Raw genomic sequence first — 16,981 nt, 5'->3', positions numbered from 1 at the left:
TCCCCGTCACCCCTCGGTGCGCGGGAACGACACCTCCACCCGTCGGTTCTTCTTACGGCCCGCCTCCGTCGCGTTCGAGGAGATCGGGTACTGCTCGCCGTAGCCCCGTACCTCGTAGGTGACCGTCGAGTCGTTCAGCTCCGCTTCCAGGACGCCTTGCACGGCGTTCGCGCGCTTGCGGGACAGGACGTCGCCGTGGGCGGAGGAGCCCAGGTTGTCGGTGAAGCCGAAGACACGGATCCGCGTGGCGTTCTGGGTGTTGATCTCCTCGGCGATCTCCGCGATACGGGCCTTCGCCTCGCCGGTCAGCTTCGCGCTGTCCTTAGGGAAGAGGACCTCCGCCTGAAGGGCGAACTTCACGTCCGCGTTGGTGTCTTCGCGGCGTTCCTCACCGGCCTGGTCCTCGACCACCTGCTTGATGTCCAGAACCTTGGCCTGGGCGAGCGTCGCGCCTTCGGGGAGTTTGAGGTCGGGGTCGTTGGCGTCCACTTCGACCGGCGCGGCGGCCTGCGCCTCCGTACCGGGCGGGACACTGGGGTCGTCGGCCGCGTCGGCCGTCGTGGCACCGAGCAGGTTCGTCGCGACCATGACCGTGGCCGCGGTGAGGGTCAGGGTGAGGCGGGGGCTGCGGGTCATGGCGGGCCTCACCCGGAGATCTGGATGGTGGCGGCGGCGAAGGATGGGAGCTGGAAGGTGACCTCGGTCGTGCTGGTCGGCGGCGCGGGGAACTGCATGAAGACCGGCACAGACTCACCGGACTTGATCGACGTGAGGTCCGTCGTGGTCAGTGGACGTCCATCCGTGTCGCGAAGAACGTAGTAGCGCTTCTTCCCCTTGGGGTCCACCAATGTGGCACCCCCCAGCGACCTGCCGTGCCGGACGATCTCGGTCTCGTCCCCTCTGAGCACCGCTGGGACGGTGACGGTCTTGGCACCATCGTTCTTCATACTGCCGTTCACGGTGATGAAGCCACCGGAGTCACGCTGGGCAGAGGTGATCTGTAGGAGAAGTCCGTCCGCCCCCTTCAACTCAGCCAGGAGTTCGTCCGCCTGCCCCTCCTGGGCGCTCGGGTCGGATCCACGATCCGTGGTGGCGGGCGCCGAAGCCTCCGGCTTGTTGCCGTCGTCCCCGCCACTGCCGCAGCCGGCCACGCCGAGGGCCAGTCCAGCCGCAACGGTCAGCGCGACCATCCCCCTGTGGGCCTTCGCCGTGAACCGCATGCTCATGCCTCTGCTTCCTTAGTCACTCGTCGTTCGCTGGTGAGTCGGCCAGATGGACGTCGAAGAGGTCCTCGGGGTCCGGAAGGGTGGTCGGATCCTCCGGGTCCGGGTCCCAGTTCTCGTCCCCGCAGGTGAGCCGCGGGAGCGGCAGTACGTCGTTTCCGTCACCCGGCTCGTTCTCGTCCCCGCCCTCCTCACCGGGGAGTTCGAACGTACAGCGGGACTCGATCACGGCGGTGGCGGATGCCTTCGACTTCACGTCCTCCGTGCCGGGGACGATCGAGTCACCGACGGGTTTCGTGGAAGTGACGGTAACCGTGTAGCCCAGTGGCTCCGCCATTCCGCAGCCGTCGACAGCGGCGTCGTTCTGCGCCGCCAGCTCCTCCGCCCGCCAGCAGCCGTCGAACTCCACGCCGATTCCGTCGAAGACGTCCTGCCACTTCGCCGGGTCGAGTACGTCTTCCGCCCACCTGCCGGCGAGTTGGTCCCGGGTGTCCTGCGCCGCCGCCAGAGCCGCCGCGTCCGCCGCGGTCTGGGCGCCGTTCCGGTTTGCCGCGGCCTGGCCGACCGCGAGGTACGCGAACGCGAGAAAGAGCAGGCCCGCCACCACCGTGATGTAGATGGGGAAAGCCTGCCCTGCGTCGCCGCCGTACCGGGTTGGCCGCGTCAACCGCCCGTCACTTCGGTGATCTTGTCCGTGATCGCGTCGTAGATCGTGCTGCCGATGTCCGTCCCCGTAATGGCCAACACGATCGCCACCACCACCGCGATGATCCCCAGATACTCCACCGCCGTCTGTCCCCTGTCGTCGCGCGCGGCACGGGAGCGCAGGTGCTCGACGGTGGTGTTGATCCAGTTGCTCATGGTGTTCCCCTCCGGTGTCCGGCGATCGCTGAGCGCTTGGCTCATGCTCGTGCACAGGAGAAACGTAAGGGTGAAAAGCCGGAACACCAGAGGGTCCCTGGGCCCAATTCCGGGCCTCGGCCGAAAACCGTCGTCGGGTCATCGCCGGTCAGCCCCGTCCTGGAGGTGAACCCGGGGAACCCGGAGCCGTGCCCAGCCACTTGGCGGCGGCCTCCACGCGGCTGGTGCTGTGGAGCTTGGCGAAGATCCGGTTGATGTGGTTCTTGACCGTCTTCTCGCTGATGAAGCAGGTGGCGGCGATCTGCTGGTTGTTCATGCCCGATGCGATGAGGTCCATGATCTCCGCCTCCCTCCTGCTCAGCCGGAACCCTGACCGGTACGACGACGACTGTCCCACATTTGGTTGCACTTGCGAAAGCGCTTCTGCGAAATTCCCAGCGGGAGTTGGGAGTTGAGTGTTTGCTTGCGCGAGTGATGCCGCTGCCGTGGGCGTGAGGCGGGACAGGCCCCGCTTGATGTCGCGTACCGCCTCCACCAGTTCGTCCGCCGTGAACTCGCCGTGCACCAGGTAGCCGGCCGCCCCTCGCCGCAGCGCCTCACGGACCGTCTCCGACTCCGCGCTGTACGTCAGCATCAGCACCGGGGCGATGCGGACGAGGTGCGGGAGTGCCGTGATGCCGTCCATGCCCGGCATCCGCACGTCCAGGAGGATCACGTCGGGGCGGTGCCGGCGGGCCGCCTCCTGCGCCTCGTGGCCGTTCGTCGCCTCGGCCACGACCCTTATGTCCACGTGTGTGGAGAGAAGGGCCGCAAGGCCCGCCCGGACCACCGGGTTGTCGTCCGCCACCACCAGCCGGAGAGGAGTGTTCATGTGGTCGCCTCTGTCGTCGTCAGGGCCGCCAGCGGGAGTTCCAGCCGGACCTCCGTGCCGCGCGCCTGCCCGCCCTTGCCGATGTGGATACGGGCGCCGGTCGAAGCCGCTCGTTCCGCCATGCCCAACAGGCCGAAATGGCCTGATCGGCGCAGGTGTTCCAGTGTGGTGTCGGGAGGCAGCCCCCGGCCGTCGTCCTGGACGGTCAGGCACAGCACCTCGCCCTCGACACCCGCCCGGACCTCGACGCGGGTCGCGTTCGCGTGGCGGTGGGCGTTCTCCATGGCCTCCTCCGTGATGGTGAGGAGCTGGCGGGCGACGGCGGGCGGGACCGGGGGCGCGGGGGCCTCGCCCAGGGGTGCGTATGTGGCCGGCGTGCCGGTGCGGGCCGTGAAGTCCTCGGCCCGGGCGGCCAGTTCGGACGCGATGTTCACGGCGTGGTCCGGGTCGGACTCGCGGCGCAGGTCCGCCAGGAGCTCTCTCGACTCGGCTGCGGCCCGGCGGGCCGAACGCGCCACCAGTTCCGCCTGTTGCCTGATGCGGGCCGGGTCACTCGGGGCCGACCCCGCGGAAGCCGCCAACCCGTCCGCCGCCAGCGCCACTCCGTGCAGCGTCTTCGCCACCGAGTCGTGCATCTCGCGGGCCAGGCGCGCCCGTTCCGCGCCGACCGCCTCCGTGACCGCCAGGCGGGCCTGGATCGTGGTCAGGGCCTGTGTGGCCGTGCCGAAGCGGAGCATGAGCCCCCGGAGGGAGGAGCCGAGGGCGCCCGTTATGACGCAGAAGCCCGGGAGCAGGAGCTTGTCCGCGAGGCCGCTGCCCGCCTGCGCCTCGCTGTTGATCGCGTACGCCAGCAGCAGGATCAGGGACTGCGCGCTCGCGAACGCCGCCGCGCCCCGGTAGCCGTAGACGATGCCGGCCAGCAGGGGCGTACAGACGCTGACGTAGGCGAGGGTGGTGTCCGGGCCCGCCGAGATGAGGAGGAGGGAGGTGAAGAGGGTGTCCGCCGCCAGGAGGGTGGGGTGGCGCAGGAGGAGGGGGCCGAAGCGTTCCCAGTCGCGGAACAGGGCGTAGGAGCCCATGAAGGTGACCACCACCGCCGCGCCCATCAGACGGGTGCCGAGGCCTGGGGTCGCGTTGAGCAGGGCGGAGGGTGCCGCGAGGGCGATCATGCCCAGGCGGAAGCCGAACACCTGGCGGCACATCGCCTGAAGGGCGTTGACCTGGAGCGGGATCGTCGCTGACCGGTCCGAATCCGCGTGCTGCCGGCCCTTGGTCCGCGACAGCCGAGGAGCTCTCAGGAACCCGGGGACCAGGCGCCGCGGAACGCTCGCGCCCGCCTCCTCCTCGCCCCCGGCCGACCCCAGCCCCGTCCCCGAACCCGTCCCCGTCCCCGAACCCGTCCTCGTCCCCGAACCCGTCCCCGAACCCGTCCTCGTCCTCGTCCTCACCGGCATGCCCGCCACGCCCCTCCCCCCTACTCCCCGGTCAACGACCCGAAGTCCGTCCCCGAACCCAGCAACAGCCCCGCCCCCAGCAGAATCATCGTCGCCGGGACCATGAACGTCGTGATCATCAGCGTGGCCCTCGGTACCGCGCGGGCCGCCTTCCGGCGGGCGTTCTGGGCGTCGGTGCGGCGCATGTCCTTGGCCAGGGCCACCAGCGTCTCGACGATCGGGGCGCCCAGTTCCTCGCCCTGCTGGAGGGCCGTGACGAACATCGCCACCTGCTCGGAGTCGTTCCTCCGCCGCAGCTCCGCGAAGGCCTGGCGGCGGCTCATGCCGAGGTCCATCTGGCGCAGGGTGATCCGGAGTTCGTCCGCCCAGGGGCCCTCGTACTTGGAGGACACCCGGTCCAGGGCCTGGCGGAAGCCCAGGCCCGCGCTCACCACGACGGCCAGGACGTCGAGGAAGTCCGGCAGGGTGCGTTCGATCTCGTCCTTCCTGATCCGGATGGCCGACCAGATGCCGACCTCCGTCCAGAAGGCGCCGAAGGCCAGCAACAGCAGGGCGACCAGCACCTGTCCCCGGAGCAGGAACACCAGGAAGCCGACCGCGCCCAGGAAGCCGTAGACCGCCCGCCTGGCCGCGTAGCGGTCGATGGTCAGGCCGCCGGGGTTGCCCGCGAGGTCGATCTTGCGGCGGTACCTGGCGACCAGCTTCGGGCCCATCAGGCGCAGTACGGCGGGGGCGTAGCGCATGCCCATGCGGTCGATGAGGGAGTCGACGGCGCCCGTGCGGGTCGCGCCGACCTCCAGGGCCAGCGCCAGATCGCTCGGCAGCCTGGCGTCCGCGCGGTACATGCGGACGCCGGCGAAGATCCCCCACACGGCGAGGCCCGTCACCAGCGCCAGAAGCAGGCCCAGTGGTCCCACCCCGAGTCCCAGTCCCATGATCGTCGTCCTCCTTCCCGTCCGCGCCTCAGACGTCGATCCGCGACAGACGCCGGATGAGCACGAACCCCACCGCGTACAGCCCGAACGCGATCAGCACCGCCGCCTGCCCCGCCGGTGAACCCGTCATACGGTCCAGGGCTCCGTCCTTCACGCCGTTCATCAGGAACAGCGAGCCGATGCCCAGCGCGGGGACCGCGTACGACGTCATGCTCACCTGCGAGAGCTGCGTACGGACCTCGCGCCGGGTCTCCTTGCGCTCCTCCAGCGTCTCCGTCAGGTTCCGCAGGGCGCTCACCACCTGGCCGCCGGCCCGGTTGGACAGCACCAGCGTGGTGACCAGGACGACCAGTTCGCGGGACGGCAGGCGCTCCGCCAGCTCCCCCAGGGCGTCGTCCATCGAGGCGCCCAGGGCCAACTGGTTGGAGACCTTGGCCAGTTCCTCGCCCGCCGGGGCCTCCAGTTCCTCCGCCGCCATGCCGATGGCGGTCCGCAGGGCGAGGCCCGCGTGGGCGGCGTTGGCCAGGATGCGGGCCAGTTCGGGGAGTTGGTTGATGAACCGCTCGATGCGCTTCTGGCGTTGCCAGTTCAGGAACTGGACCGCGGCCCCCACGCCCAGCAGGCCCGCGATCGGGCCGAAGAACGGGGCCAGCGCCGCCTGGCCGATCAGCCACAGGCCGGCCACCGTCGCCAGCATGTAGGCGAAGAACTCACCGGGGGTGACGTCCAGGCCGGTGGCCGCCAGGCGCAGTTCCAGCCGCTTGCCCGCTTTCGTACGGCGCAGTCGGCGGTCCAGGTCGGTGAAGCGGCGTCGGCGGCCGCCGGCTCCGGTGATCTGGCCGGCGGACGTCAGACGGTCGACCAGGGCCTGGCGCTGCGCCCGGCCGGAGGCGTGTGCGTGGACGCCCACGACGGCCAGCGCGCAGGTGAGCAGGGCGACGCCGGTGGTGAGCGTGATGCGGGTCTGGAGGTCCATGGGTGGGGTCCTACCTGGCTTCTCGGGTGGCGAGCTCGAGCGGTGACTGGGCGACGCCGAAGGCCTGGGGTATCGGCTGGCTCGCCATGTAGAGGCGGTCCGCGGTGCGGCGCGGGAGAGGGAAGTAGGCGAAGGCGCCGTGCACGCGGCCGTCCGGCGTCATGGGCTGGGCGTTGAAGCGGGCCACCGTCGCCACCCGGTACGGCTCCGCCCCGTGGCTGTCCAGGAGCGCGATCTCGGTGATCCTGCGGGCGCCGTCCGGGAAGCGGGTCAGCTGGATGATCACGTCCACCGCGCTGTTGATCTGGTCGTGCAGCGCCTCGAAGGGGACCGACACGTCGGACATGGACGCGAGGGTCTTCAGACGCATCAGGGCGTCCTCCGTGCTGTTGGCGTGCACGGTGGCGAGGGAGCCGTCGTGGCCGGTCGACATCGCCTGGAGCATGTCCAGGGACTCGCCGCCGCGGACCTCGCCGACGACGATGCGGTCGGGGCGCATGCGGAGGGAGTTGCGGACCAGGTCGCGGATCGACACCTGCCCCTTGCCCTCCACGTTCGGCGGGCGCGACTCCAGACGGATCACATGGGACTGCTGGAGCTGGAGTTCGGCCGAGTCCTCGATGGTGATGATGCGCTCGTGCTCGGGGATCAGCCCCGACAGCGCGTTGAGCAGCGTGGTCTTCCCCGTGCCCGTCGCGCCCGAGACGATGATGTTGAACTTCGCCTGCACCAGCCCGGCCAGCAGATACACCATGGGCTCGTCGAGCGAGCCGAGGCCGGTCATCTCGTGCAGGGTGAAGGAGCGCGGGAAGCGGCGGATCGTCAGGGTCGCGCCGGTCAGGGACAGGGGCGGGATGATGACGTTCACGCGTTCGCCGGACGGCAGGCGGGCGTCCACCATCGGGTTGGACTCGTCCACGCGCCGGTTCACCGTCGAGACGATCCGCTCGATGGTCTGCATCAGCTGGTCGTGGGACGGGAAGCGGAGCGGCAACTGCTCGACGCGGCCCGCGCGTTCCACGAAGATCGCGTCCGGCCCGTTCACCATGATCTCGGTGATCGAGGCGTCCTCCAGCAGCGGCTCCAGGATGCCCAGGCCGAGGGCCTCGTCGACGACCCGGCGGATCAGCTGCGAGCGCTCGCCCGTGGACAGCACCGGCCCCTCGCGGCTGATGATGTGCCCGAGCACCCGCTCGAGGCGGGCCCGGCGCTCGGCCGCGGCCAGCGAGCTCATCTCCGCGAGGTCGATCTCCTCCAGGAGTTTGGCCCGGTAGGAGGCGACCAGGTGGCCGTCCTCGCCCCGGCCGTTGTTCTCCTCGGGGGAGTTGATGCGTGCGCGCAGGCTCATCGTCGGTGCTCCTTGTTCCTGCGTCAGTCGGTGGTCGAGTCGAGCGGCATGGTCGCGGTCTTCTGGGCGTCGCCGAAGTCCCAGCCGGGAACGATGGACGGGATCTGGACGGTGGCGGTGACCGTGACCACGTCGCCGCCGGGCGCCTCCGCGCAGTCGGTCCCGTCGGCGAGCCAGCCGCTGACCGCCATCTGGCACCCCTCCTGGGCCGATCCGGGTTCGAGGGAGGCGGCACGCGCTCCCGCCCGGGCCGCCGTTCCGGCCTGCTGCGCGGTGTAGGCGATGAGGCCGACCTGTACTCCCGCCATGGCGACGAGGATCAGGATCGGGATGAACCCGAGGTACTCGATGGCGACCTGACCGCGCTCGCGGGCCCTCCTACGGGCGCCCTCACCGGCGTACGGCATCTCAGTCCTTCTCCTCCAGCACGGCCCCCGCGTGGCCATCGACCGTGAAGGGGAAGCCGATCGAGCCGGGGAAGAGGACGGGCACCTGAAGGTGCACATCGGCCGTGACGTAGTCACCGGCTACTCCGCACTCGACGCTCGCTCCGCCCTCCCAGGCAGCCGGCAGATGCCGAAGCCCCGCCTCCTGGCAGGCCGACTGTCCCTCCGACGCGGTCGCGGCGCGGGCCGCCTCGTCCGCAGCATTCCCCGCGAGCGTGAACGTGTACCCCAGCAGCACGAACTGCCACAGCAGCACCAGCGTCAGGACGATGAGCGGGGTCATGCCGAGGAACTCGATGGTCACCTGACCGCGGTCGGTTCCGAGCCGGCGCCGCCTCACCCGCCGGTTCACCGCCCTATCTCCTTGCGCCGCCGGAACGTCAGCGCCGCCCGGTCCCCGCCCCGCGCCGCCCTGCCGCCTCGGCGCGGGGCGGCGGCTCCCTCGGTGCCCTTGACCAGGCCCAGCTCCCCCGCGAGGGCCCAAAGGGCCTGCTTGACGGTTCCCTTGGCGTCCAGCTCGTGCACCCGGCCGGCGTCGACGGCGCCCTGGAGTTCCTTGAAGTTGGCCGGGATCGCGGTGGCCGCGACCGCCGTGCCGGTGATCCGCTGGATCAGGGCGGGCTGGATCTCCGTACCGCGCGAGTGGCGGTTGACGACGATCGTGGTCTCCTCCGCCTTGCGGATCTGGAGGCGGTCCCACATGCGTACCGTGCGCTTGGCTCCCCGGACGGCGACCACGTCCGGGGTGGTGACGAGGAGCGCCGTGTCGGCCATCTCCACGGCGGCCGCGCTCGCGCCGCTCAGCTGGGCGCCGCAGTCGATGACGACGACCTCGTAGCGGGAACGCAGGGCGCTGACGATGTGCCGGGCGGCGCGGTCGGTGACCTCCTCGCCGCGTTCGCCGTCGCCGGGGGCGAGGAGCAGCGCGACCCCTGTGTCGTGCCGGAAGACCGCGTCCGCCAGTACGCGCGGCGAGATGTCGCTGATGGCGGCGAGGTCGACGACCGAGCGGCGGAACTGGATGTCCAGGTAGGAGGCGATGTCCCCGGTCTGCAGGTCCATGTCGAGCAGGGCGGTGCCACGGCCCGACGCCTGGGCGGCGAGGGCCAGCTGGATGGCGGTGAGGGTGGCGCCGACGCCTCCCTTCGCGCCGCTCACCGTCACGACCGTGCCGCCGACGCCGCTGAACACGTCGCCTCCGGCGCCCAGGTGGCGCCGTACGCCCACGGACCACTGGGCCACCGCGTTGACGCGGCTGGCCAGCTCCTCGTAGTGCAGGGGCAGGGTGACCAGGCCGCGGGCGCCGTAGTCCATGGCGGCCTGGAAGAGGCCGGGGCCGGCGTCGGAGGTCACGAGGATGACGCCCACCGCGGGGAAGCGCAGGGCGACCTCGCGGATGAGTTCCAGGGCCGGGACGGGGCCGATGCGCTCATGGACGACGACGACCTCGGGGAGTTCGTCGATGGACTCGGCGGCCAGGCGGGCGAGGGTGTCGACGAGCTGGGTGGAGTCGGCCACCGGGGCGACGGGCTCGGCGTCGGGGAGCTGGCTGAGCAGCGTCGTGAGAGAACGGACCGCGTCCGCGTCGCCGACGGCCGGGAGGATCCTCGTGGGCATGGGGGCCTCTCACTTGTCCTTGGCGAGTTCGTACGTGCGGTCCGTCGCGGCGACGTCGGAGTCGGCGCCGGGTGCCACCAGGGCGAGCCGGACCTCCTCGGCGAACGACTCGGCGTACGTGATGCGCTGGGCGTCGACGGTCCTCAGCGCGAAGGTGATCGGGACGGCGTCGGTGGGCTGCCGGTCGCGGTCGTCGGCGTCGGGCTTGAGCGCGGTCAGCCGGCCCACGTCGATGACCCTGGCGTTCTCCACGATGAGCTTGGACTGGTCGGGATCGCCGTCGCGCTGCCCCTCGAAGGTGGCGTAGACGTTGACCGTGGAGCCCGGGGTGATCTTGCCGGCCACGCCGGTCGCCGCGTCGATCATGATGGCGACCTCCTGCTCGCCCGTCCGCAGGGCGGGCTGGTCGACGATCATGTCGCTCTGGAGCAGGGAGCCCTGGCGCAGGGTCGTGACGGCGATCTTGCCCTGGATCTCACGGATGTTGGTCACCGCGTTGTCAGACAGCCACCGGTCGGGCATCTGGACCTGCTTGAACTGGCCCGCGTTGAGGGGCGTGTAGGGCGCCACGTCCGCCTTGAGCTCGTACGCGACGACCTTGGGGCCGACCTGGGACTTCACGTCGCTGATGACGGACAGGACACCGGCGAAGGCGCCGAGGGCGCAGACGACCGACAGGAGCAGGAGTATCACGCCGCGGCGCTGACGGGAGTTCATGAGCCGTGCAACCTCATTGGGGGAATCGGTCGGGAGCGGTCGGATGGGGTCGGACCGGCCTGGAGGGCTGCCGGGTTCCGGTCAGCCCGCACGGGCCGGCTGCTCGTGGGTGGGCGGGACGGCGGAGCAGAAGACGCAGCGGTCGCCGATGACGTCGATGCCGCACCAATGACAGGTGTTCTGCCGTACGGAGGTGACGAGCTGGTAAAGCACCGGCAGGTCGGGCAGAAAGGCGCAGAACTCGATCAGCTTCGCCGTCCCCCACCAGGCCGTCGACTCGGCGGGCAGGACCACCTCTCTCAGGCCCTGCGCGTTCCAGGACTTGGCCAGGGTGACGGTGACCCAGTCGGACTGGAGCTGCCCCTGGGCGACCAGCATCGACGTGCCGAACTCGGGGCCGGGGAGGGTGACTCCGGGGGCGATCCGGACCAGCTGCGGGGCCGGGTGGGCGAGCACGCCGAACTGGCTGCCGGGCACCCAGGACTTGGCGTGCGACTTCAGGCCGACAGGGACCCGGTCGAGCTTGGCGACGGAGCCGAGGAGCGCCCCGGCGTGGAGGTAGTGGGTGAGCAGCCGGCCGGCCGAGGCGAGGACGCCGGGGCTGAGGTCGCACGAGGCCAGCTGCCGCAGCTGGCGGGCCAGGACGGCGAGGCCGAGCGGGGGCAGCTCGGGGCGGAACACGGCGATACGGTCGCTCTCCAGCAGGGACCGTACGGTGTGCAGCCGCTGCCGGACGCCGCGGGGAACGGCCTGCGAGCAGACGACGACCACATGTCCGTGCTGCTCGACCAGCGTCTGCATGACCGCCAACGACCGCTCCAGCGGCTCCCGGTCGAGGTCCTGGAGCACGACGGCGGGCACGGTTCGCTCGTCCTGCGCCGGCAGCGCCATGTCGGCGCTGGTCACGGCAATGGCAGTTGGCACGCGCAGCTCCCCGATGACTTCATTGCGTGACTATCTCAGCACTGTATCCACGGCTCCGCGGCCGGAGAACAGCTTCTCTCCAGCCGGGAAGTAACTCCACTGCCACAAGTCACGCCAAAACGGGGCAGGTTGCGCGCACAAAGTCTCCACTACCGGAATCTCTTGACAGGTGAATTGGTCTGGACCAAGTTGTTCGACATGTCACTTGTCATGTCCATAGGCAGCAGAATCCGGGTGGCCTCGGTCACCGCCGCCGCCCTCGCCCTCGCCTTCCTCCCCGGAAGCCCCGCGTCCGCAGCGGACGTCAACAACGCCAGGAACGCCGGCTTCGAGTCCGGCCTGAGCGACTGGACGTGTTCCGCGAACAGCGGCACGACCGTCTCCTCACCCGTGCACGGCGGGTCCACCGCCCTGAAGGCGACCCCGGCCGGGCAGGACAACGCCCGGTGCGTCCAGACGGTGGCCGTCCGCCCGAACTCCACCTACACGCTGAGCGCCTGGGTGCGGGGCGGCTACAGCTACCTGGGCGTGACGGGCACGGGCACGACGGACGTGTCGGCCTGGACGCCGGACTCGGCGAGCTGGAAGCAGCTCTCGACCACCTTCAGCACCGGTGCCTCGACGACCTCCGTGACCCTCTACACGCACGGCTGGTACGGGCAGGCCGCGTACTACGCGGACGACGTGTCGGTGTACGGCCCCGACGGCGGCGGCACCGACCCCACCCCCACGGTCCCCGGGGCGCCGAGCGGCCTCTCGGTGTCGGGCACGACCTCGTCCTCGGTCTCCCTGGCCTGGACCGCCGTCTCCGGCGCGACCGGCTACAACGTCTACCGGAACGGCGCCAAGATCACCGCGGTGACCGGCACCTCCGCGACCGTGACCGGGCTCACCGCCTCGACGTCGTACTCCTTCCAGACCACCGCCACCAACGCGGCCGGTGAATCGCCGAGGTCGGCGGCGGTGACGGGCACGACGAACAACCCGACCGGCCCCGGCCCGGCCCTCCCCGAGCACGCGGTGACCGGCTACTGGCAGAATTTCGACAACGGGGCCACGGTCCAGAGGCTCGCCGACGTCCAGTCCCAGTACGACATCATCGCCGTCGCCTTCGCGGACGCGACCCCGACCGCGGGCGCGGTGACCTTCAACCTGGACTCGGCCGGGCTGGGCGGCTACACCGTCGACCAGTTCAAGGCCGACATCAGGGCGAAGCAGGCGGCCGGCAAGAAGGTCATCGTCTCGGTGGGCGGCGAGCGCGGCACGGTGGCGGTGAACGACGCCGCGTCGGCGGCGAACTTCGCGAACTCCGTCCACTCCCTGATGCGGACGTACGGCTTCGACGGCGTCGACATCGACCTGGAGAACGGCCTCGACGCCACCTACATGACCCAGGCCCTGCGGTCGCTCTCGGCGAAGGCGGGCCCGTCGCTGGTCATCACGATGGCGCCGCAGACCATCGACATGCAGTCGACGTCGAACTCTTACTTCCAGACCGCGCTGAACATCAAGGACATCCTCACGGTCGTCAACATGCAGTACTACAACAGCGGTTCGATGCTGGGCTGCGACGGCAAGGTCTACAGCCAGGGCTCGGTGGACTTCCTGACCGCCCTGGCCTGCATCCAGCTGGAGGGCGGCCTGGCCCCGTCCCAGGTCGGCCTGGGCCTGCCGGCCTCGACGCGGGGCGCGGGGAGCGGGTACGTGGCGCCCTCCGTCGTGAACAACGCCCTGGACTGCCTGACCAGGGGCACGGGGTGCGGTTCCTTCAAGCCCTCGCGGACGTACCCCGGCCTGCGGGGCGCGATGACCTGGTCGACGAACTGGGACGCGACGGCGGGCAACGCCTGGTCCAACGCGGTGGGACCGCACGTGCACGCGCTGCCGTAGGCCCCACCGGCCTCATCCCGTCGGACGGTAGTGGCCAAGTACCCAGGCCAGCTGCGGGAACCATTCCTGTAGCCGCGCCCGGGGCTTGGCCTCCACCCCGCACTCGTGGAACCGGCCGTCCATGTGGACCACGGCGACCAGCAGGGCCTTGCCGTCGGGGCTCGCCTTGTAGTGGACGCTGCGGATCTCGGGCCAGCGGAACTCGATCGTGAGACCCGACATCTCGAACACGACGCCGGACACGTCGACGACGACGGCGTTGCGTTTGCCCACAGCCAGGAACTCCGGGCCGTTCGGAGGCTGCGCGGGCGCGTACTGCGGCACGGGCTGCGGCGCGTACGGGGGCGGGTACTGGGGCGCGTACTGCGGTGGGGGCGGGCCGAAGCCCGGACCGGGTGCTGGTGGCTGGTCGGTCATCCGTGGGGTCCTGGGTCCTTGCTCGCGGGATTTTTCTCGGTGCTGTGATGAAACATTCTCCCTGCCTCGCCGCATCAGTGAAGTGAGGACCTCGTCGACAGCCGACGCACAGCGATCAGGGGGAGCGGATGAGACAGGCGGCCGCGGACGACTACGCGCAGTTCGCGGTGGCCCGAGCGGGGCATCTGTACCGCTCGGCCTGTCTGCTGACCGCCGGGGACACCCATCTCGCCGAGGACCTGGTGCAGGAGACGCTGGGACGGGTGTACGTCCGCTGGGGGCGAATCTCGCGGGCCGAGAACCCCGCCGGGTACGCGCAGACCGTCCTCACCCGGACCTTCCTCGCGCATCAGCGCCGGCGCAGCAGCACCGAGCGGGCCACGGACGTGCTGCCGGACCGGGTGGCCGAGGGCGGTGACGTGTCGCTGCGGCTGACCCTGCTCCAGGCGCTCGCCCGGCTGCCCGCCAAGGACCGGGCCGTGATCGTCCTGCGGTACTGGGAGGACCGGTCCGTCGAGGAGACCGCGTCCGCGCTGAACGCCAGCTCCGCGGCGGTGCGCACCCGGTGCACCCGGGCGCTCGGCCGGTTGCGCGAGCTGCTGGGCGAGGACCTCGGCGAGCTCGCGGCGCACTGAACCCTCGGCCCGCTGAACCCTCGGTCCACTGAACCCTCAGCCCCATCCCTGACGACTCCAACCATGACGAACGGTGGTTCTGCCATGCCCGTGGAACACGACGAGGAGCACTTCGAGGGGCGGCTCTCGCACGCCCTGCACGACGTCGGTGACCGCTTCGACCCCGACCGGACCGCACTCGCCGCCGCCGGCCGGATGCGGGGCAGGCGGCTGCGGCGGCGCGCCACCATGGCCGGCGGCGCGGCCGGGATCGCGCTGGTCGGGGTGGGCGGGGCGCTGCTGGTGTCGTGGGGCGGCGCCCCGGCCCCGCAGCCGTCGGCCTCCAGCGTGGCCGAGCAGCCCTCGGGCACGCCGCCCGCAGCTCCCGTGACGGACCGCGAACTCATCCGGACGCTCGAAGGACTGCTCCCCGAGGGGAAGTTCAGCGAACAGGACGCGCGGGGTGCCGAGAACCCCGAGGTGCCGCCGTACGTCCATCTCGTCTACGACGACGGGAAGGGGCCCGCGGCCGTCGGCGTCAGCCTGGACCGGGTCGAGCCCGGCAGCGACCAGGCCCGCCAGGCGACCGACTGCCCGGACCAGGCACTGGTCCCGCACGACGCCTGTGACTCCACCCGGCTGCCCGACGGGTCGCTGCTGACACTGTTCCAGGGGTACGAGTATCCCGACCGACGCGTCGACACCAAGCGTTGGTCGGCCGACCTGGTCACCCCGACCGGGCAGCACGTCTCCGTCAGCGAGTGGAACGCCGCCGCCGAGAAGGACGCGCCGATCAGCCGAAGCGAACCTCCGCTGTCCGCCTCCCAGTTGAAGGAACTGGTGAGCGCGCAGGTGTGGCGCGGCTACGTCGACTCCATGGCCGAGGATCCCGACAAGCCGACGGCGACGGCCACGCCGAACGCCCCCGTCGAGCCGACCGTGGAGGCGATCCTCGGCACCCTCGTACCGCTCCTGCCCAAGGACGCCGAGGTGGTCGAGAAGGGCGACGACTACTCGTACGTCGTCCTCGACGACGGCAAGGGCAGGGGCTACGTCCAGATCGACGTGCAGCACGGCATGGGGGACGTCGCCGACGAACTGTTCGGCGACGACGCCGAGACGCTCCCGGACGGCACCAAGGTCGCCTTCCGGGAGAGCGGCGGCGACAAGGGCGTCGACGGCGCCGTGATGTGGACCGTCGACACCTTGCGCCCGGACGGCTTCCGCGTCGTCATCAGCGCCCTGAACGCCGGCACCCAGCACGACGCCCCCAGCCGCGAGACCCCCGCCCTGACCAAGAAGGAGCTACGGGAGATCGCCCTCAGCCGGCAGTGGGAGCAGTTCCGGTAGCAGCGGCTAGAAGAACTCCGCCCACGGCTGGTCCCAGACCTGCTTCACGCACAGCACCAGGAACAGCAGGCCCGCGATCGCCAGCATCGCGTTGCTCAGCGGGCCGTTGCGCCACTGGCTCGGTGTGCGGGAGGAGTTGAGCAGCCAGATCAGGGTTCCGGCGAGGAACGGGAGGAAGGCCGCGCCCAGCACGCCGTAGATGATGATCAGGCGGAAGGGCTCGCCCTGGAACAGCAGGACGATGGGCGGGAAGGTCAGCCACAGCAGGTACACGCGGAACGGCCAGGAGCGTTCGCGTGCGCCGGAGGCGACCTCCTCGCCCTTCGTCGCGCCCTGGGCCCGGTAGCGGGCGACGAAGTCCGCGAACATCAGGCTCACGCCGTGCCAGACGCCGATCAGGGAGGTGTAGGAGGTGGCGAAGAAGCCGATCAGGAAGAACTTGGCCGTGGCCGAGCCGTACTCCGCCTCCAGGATGTCGCTGAGCTGGAGCAGGCCCTTGTCGCCGCTCGCGATGGCCACGTTCGCCGAGTGCAGCAGTTCCGCGCCGACGAAGAGCATCGCGATCACGAAGATGCCGGTGGTGGCGTAGGCGACCCGGTTGTCGAGCCGCATGACCTTCATCCAGCCGGTGTTCGTCCAGCCCTTGGCGTTGACCCAGTAGCCGTACGCGGCGAGCGTGATGGTGCCGCCGACGCCGCCGATCAGGCCGAGGGTGTTGAGGATCGAGTCCTTCTCGTCGGGCAGGACGGGCAGCAGGCCCGCGAAGGCGTCCGGGAGGTTGGGCGTGACCCGGATCGCCAGGTACACCGTCACCACGAACATGACGCCGACCAGGACCGTCATGACCTTCTCGAAGACGGCGTACTTGTTGAACCAGACGAAGACCAGGCCGACCAGACCGCAGGCGATGGCCCACCATTCGAGGTCCATCACGTTCGGGAACAGCGCCTGGAGCGGGAGCGCGCTCGACGACATCGCGGCCGCGCCGTAGACGAAGCCCCAGATCACGACGTAGACCGCGAAGAAGTACGTGGTCCAGCGTCCCAGACTGGCCCAGCCGTCGAAGAGGGTGCGGCCGGTGGACAGATGCCAGCGGCCCGCCGCCTCGGCGAGGGAGATCTTGACCAGGCAGCCGAGGATCGCCGCCCAGAGCAGGGTGTAGCCGAAGTTGCTGCCCGCGATGAGGGTGGCGACCAGGTCACCGGCCCCGACACCGGTCGCGGCGACGACGATGCCGGGGCCGATGTACCGCCAACTGGACTTACGGGGTCGGGAGTCCGCCTCGCCGACCTGTGCTGCCGCTGTGTTTCCCGTGGTGTCCGCCATGACGTTCAAGAG

General features: G+C 70.5%; 19 protein-coding genes. 3 read left to right on the top strand and 16 right to left on the bottom strand.

All coding sequences use genetic code 11. The features are described 5' to 3' along the window. Positions 1 to 6 precede the first annotated feature (6 nt). From ACFU95_RS33530 to ACFU95_RS33465, 14 genes are all read right to left on the bottom strand, one after another. Positions 7 to 636: an OmpA family protein gene (locus ACFU95_RS33530; RefSeq protein ID WP_383835502.1), complete on the bottom strand. Its 630-nt coding sequence runs from the start codon at positions 634 to 636 to the stop codon at positions 7 to 9. 8 nt (positions 637 to 644) lie between these two features. After that, a complete protein-coding gene (locus ACFU95_RS33525) occupies positions 645 to 1,226 on the bottom strand; it encodes a hypothetical protein (protein ID WP_383835499.1) in 582 nt (193 codons plus the stop codon). Positions 1,227 to 1,242: 16 nt separating this feature from the next. After that, a complete protein-coding gene (locus ACFU95_RS33520; protein WP_383835496.1) occupies positions 1,243 to 1,890 on the bottom strand; it encodes a pilus assembly protein TadG-related protein in 648 nt (215 codons plus the stop codon). Beyond that, on the bottom strand, positions 1,887 to 2,084 hold the full coding sequence (locus tag ACFU95_RS33515; protein ID WP_383835493.1) for a Flp family type IVb pilin: 198 nt from the start codon (positions 2,082 to 2,084) through the stop codon (positions 1,887 to 1,889). The genes ACFU95_RS33520 and ACFU95_RS33515 overlap by 4 nt, the downstream gene beginning before the upstream one ends. Before the next feature lie 148 nt (positions 2,085 to 2,232). Then, complete coding sequence (locus ACFU95_RS33510; protein WP_383835490.1) at positions 2,233 to 2,955, bottom strand: response regulator; 723 nt, start codon at positions 2,953 to 2,955, stop codon at positions 2,233 to 2,235. Further along, entirely contained in the window at positions 2,952 to 4,409 is a 1,458-nt protein-coding gene (locus ACFU95_RS33505; RefSeq protein ID WP_383835487.1) for a sensor histidine kinase, read from the bottom strand. Before ACFU95_RS33505 ends, ACFU95_RS33510 begins: the two co-directional genes overlap by 4 nt. A gap of 20 nt (positions 4,410 to 4,429) precedes the next feature. Further along, on the bottom strand, positions 4,430 to 5,317 hold the full coding sequence (locus ACFU95_RS33500; RefSeq protein WP_383835573.1) for a DUF5936 domain-containing protein: 888 nt from the start codon (positions 5,315 to 5,317) through the stop codon (positions 4,430 to 4,432). A gap of 55 nt (positions 5,318 to 5,372) precedes the next feature. Next, the gene (locus ACFU95_RS33495) at positions 5,373 to 6,320 is read right to left on the bottom strand and encodes a type II secretion system F family protein (protein ID WP_383835484.1); all 948 of its coding nucleotides are present in this window, start codon (positions 6,318 to 6,320) and stop codon (positions 5,373 to 5,375) included. A 10-nt stretch (positions 6,321 to 6,330) separates the two neighbouring features. After that, positions 6,331 to 7,668, bottom strand: coding sequence for a CpaF family protein (locus ACFU95_RS33490; RefSeq protein ID WP_383835481.1), 1,338 nt, complete (start codon positions 7,666 to 7,668; stop codon positions 6,331 to 6,333). Positions 7,669 to 7,691: 23 nt separating this feature from the next. Next, positions 7,692 to 8,075: a TadE/TadG family type IV pilus assembly protein gene (locus ACFU95_RS33485; RefSeq protein ID WP_383835478.1), complete on the bottom strand. Its 384-nt coding sequence runs from the start codon at positions 8,073 to 8,075 to the stop codon at positions 7,692 to 7,694. Between the two features lies 1 nt (position 8,076). Continuing rightward, positions 8,077 to 8,397 (bottom strand): pilus assembly protein, encoded by a 321-nt coding sequence (locus tag ACFU95_RS33480; RefSeq protein WP_383835570.1) that lies wholly within the window; start codon positions 8,395 to 8,397, stop codon positions 8,077 to 8,079. A 65-nt stretch (positions 8,398 to 8,462) separates the two neighbouring features. Next, the gene (locus tag ACFU95_RS33475; protein WP_383835475.1) at positions 8,463 to 9,731 is read right to left on the bottom strand and encodes a CpaE family protein; all 1,269 of its coding nucleotides are present in this window, start codon (positions 9,729 to 9,731) and stop codon (positions 8,463 to 8,465) included. A gap of 9 nt (positions 9,732 to 9,740) precedes the next feature. After that, complete coding sequence (gene cpaB / locus ACFU95_RS33470; protein ID WP_383835472.1) at positions 9,741 to 10,448, bottom strand: Flp pilus assembly protein CpaB; 708 nt, start codon at positions 10,446 to 10,448, stop codon at positions 9,741 to 9,743. Between the two features lie 81 nt (positions 10,449 to 10,529). Continuing rightward, positions 10,530 to 11,339, bottom strand: coding sequence for a hypothetical protein (locus ACFU95_RS33465; protein ID WP_383835567.1), 810 nt, complete (start codon positions 11,337 to 11,339; stop codon positions 10,530 to 10,532). 231 nt (positions 11,340 to 11,570) lie between these two features. Here ACFU95_RS33465 and ACFU95_RS33460 point away from each other — a divergent pair, with 231 nt between their 5' ends. Then, complete coding sequence (locus ACFU95_RS33460; protein WP_383835469.1) at positions 11,571 to 13,262, top strand: chitinase; 1,692 nt, start codon at positions 11,571 to 11,573, stop codon at positions 13,260 to 13,262. Between the two features lie 12 nt (positions 13,263 to 13,274). Here ACFU95_RS33460 and ACFU95_RS33455 read toward each other — a convergent pair whose 3' ends face one another. Then, positions 13,275 to 13,679 carry a hypothetical protein gene (locus tag ACFU95_RS33455; RefSeq protein ID WP_383835466.1) on the bottom strand — a complete coding sequence of 135 codons (405 nt, stop codon included), beginning with the start codon at positions 13,677 to 13,679 and terminating at the stop codon, positions 13,275 to 13,277. Between the two features lie 128 nt (positions 13,680 to 13,807). On the opposite strand from ACFU95_RS33455, the gene ACFU95_RS33450 reads away from it, so the two are divergent. Both ACFU95_RS33450 and ACFU95_RS33445 read left to right on the top strand, forming a co-directional pair. Continuing rightward, positions 13,808 to 14,314 carry a SigE family RNA polymerase sigma factor gene (locus tag ACFU95_RS33450; RefSeq protein ID WP_383835463.1) on the top strand — a complete coding sequence of 169 codons (507 nt, stop codon included), beginning with the start codon at positions 13,808 to 13,810 and terminating at the stop codon, positions 14,312 to 14,314. Positions 14,315 to 14,398: 84 nt separating this feature from the next. After that, entirely contained in the window at positions 14,399 to 15,643 is a 1,245-nt protein-coding gene (locus tag ACFU95_RS33445) for a hypothetical protein (protein WP_383835460.1), read from the top strand. A 6-nt stretch (positions 15,644 to 15,649) separates the two neighbouring features. On the opposite strand, the gene ACFU95_RS33440 is transcribed toward ACFU95_RS33445, so the two are convergent. Then, entirely contained in the window at positions 15,650 to 16,969 is a 1,320-nt protein-coding gene (locus ACFU95_RS33440; RefSeq protein WP_383835457.1) for an Nramp family divalent metal transporter, read from the bottom strand. Positions 16,970 to 16,981 lie beyond the last annotated feature (12 nt).

Source organism: Streptomyces sp. NPDC057623 (assembly GCF_042800355.1).
Classification (GTDB): domain Bacteria; phylum Actinomycetota; class Actinomycetes; order Streptomycetales; family Streptomycetaceae; genus Streptomyces.
Note: the sequence above shows the minus strand (reverse complement) of the source record. Positions and strands in the feature narration are given on the sequence as shown.

Excerpts from the sequence above, each read along its gene's own strand:
- ACFU95_RS33505 (WP_383835487.1), bottom strand. The coding sequence starts at position 4,409 with ATGCCGGTGAGGACGAGGACGAGGACGGGTTCGGGGACGGGTTCGGGG.
- ACFU95_RS33525 (WP_383835499.1), bottom strand. The coding sequence starts at position 1,226 with ATGAGCATGCGGTTCACGGCGAAGGCCCACAGGGGGATGGTCGCGCTG.
- ACFU95_RS33480 (WP_383835570.1), bottom strand. The coding sequence starts at position 8,397 with ATGACCCCGCTCATCGTCCTGACGCTGGTGCTGCTGTGGCAGTTCGTG.
- ACFU95_RS33460 (WP_383835469.1), top strand. The coding sequence starts at position 11,571 with ATGTCACTTGTCATGTCCATAGGCAGCAGAATCCGGGTGGCCTCGGTC.
- ACFU95_RS33515 (WP_383835493.1), bottom strand. The coding sequence starts at position 2,084 with ATGAGCAACTGGATCAACACCACCGTCGAGCACCTGCGCTCCCGTGCC.
- ACFU95_RS33450 (WP_383835463.1), top strand. The coding sequence starts at position 13,808 with ATGAGACAGGCGGCCGCGGACGACTACGCGCAGTTCGCGGTGGCCCGA.
- ACFU95_RS33495 (WP_383835484.1), bottom strand. The coding sequence starts at position 6,320 with ATGGACCTCCAGACCCGCATCACGCTCACCACCGGCGTCGCCCTGCTC.
- ACFU95_RS33445 (WP_383835460.1), top strand. The coding sequence starts at position 14,399 with ATGCCCGTGGAACACGACGAGGAGCACTTCGAGGGGCGGCTCTCGCAC.
- ACFU95_RS33440 (WP_383835457.1), bottom strand. The coding sequence starts at position 16,969 with ATGGCGGACACCACGGGAAACACAGCGGCAGCACAGGTCGGCGAGGCG.
- ACFU95_RS33455 (WP_383835466.1), bottom strand. The coding sequence starts at position 13,679 with ATGACCGACCAGCCACCAGCACCCGGTCCGGGCTTCGGCCCGCCCCCA.
- ACFU95_RS33510 (WP_383835490.1), bottom strand. The coding sequence starts at position 2,955 with ATGAACACTCCTCTCCGGCTGGTGGTGGCGGACGACAACCCGGTGGTC.
- ACFU95_RS33475 (WP_383835475.1), bottom strand. The coding sequence starts at position 9,731 with ATGCCCACGAGGATCCTCCCGGCCGTCGGCGACGCGGACGCGGTCCGT.
- ACFU95_RS33490 (WP_383835481.1), bottom strand. The coding sequence starts at position 7,668 with ATGAGCCTGCGCGCACGCATCAACTCCCCCGAGGAGAACAACGGCCGG.
- ACFU95_RS33530 (WP_383835502.1), bottom strand. The coding sequence starts at position 636 with ATGACCCGCAGCCCCCGCCTCACCCTGACCCTCACCGCGGCCACGGTC.
- ACFU95_RS33465 (WP_383835567.1), bottom strand. The coding sequence starts at position 11,339 with ATGGCGCTGCCGGCGCAGGACGAGCGAACCGTGCCCGCCGTCGTGCTC.
- ACFU95_RS33485 (WP_383835478.1), bottom strand. The coding sequence starts at position 8,075 with ATGCCGTACGCCGGTGAGGGCGCCCGTAGGAGGGCCCGCGAGCGCGGT.
- cpaB (WP_383835472.1), bottom strand. The coding sequence starts at position 10,448 with ATGAACTCCCGTCAGCGCCGCGGCGTGATACTCCTGCTCCTGTCGGTC.